This window comes from Paraburkholderia sp. SIMBA_027, assembly GCF_046535315.1.
GTDB classification, from domain to species: Bacteria; Pseudomonadota; Gammaproteobacteria; order Burkholderiales; family Burkholderiaceae; genus Paraburkholderia; species Paraburkholderia tropica.
The window spans coordinates 1-254 of sequence record NZ_JAWRWY010001100.1; the positions used below are offsets into that span (position 1 = coordinate 1).

1 protein-coding gene is annotated in these 254 nt (G+C 50.4%); it reads right to left on the reverse strand.

The genetic code is table 11. From position 1 onward, the window contains the following. A partial coding sequence (locus SB764_RS42525; protein WP_410867110.1) for a LysM peptidoglycan-binding domain-containing protein occupies positions 1-254 on the reverse strand: 254 nt, incomplete at both ends.

The following is a 254-nucleotide window of genomic DNA, read 5'->3' on the forward strand; positions in this document are numbered from 1 at the left end:
TTTCGCTGGTCATTTTAAAACCGTTAGCGGCAGTACGGTCATAGGTTCGGGTTTCACGACGAGACACTTCCCAGGTGAGGCGCTGCAGTTCGCCGTCCGCGGTTAATGTCCAGGAGAGTTGTTGACCGATTTTCAGGTTACGCAATTCTTTGTCGGCCGCAGCCAGTTGGGTGATATCACCCATATCAATACCATACTGATTGAGAATGCTGCTTAGCGTATCGCCAGTGGAAACAACATATTCATGCACGCCC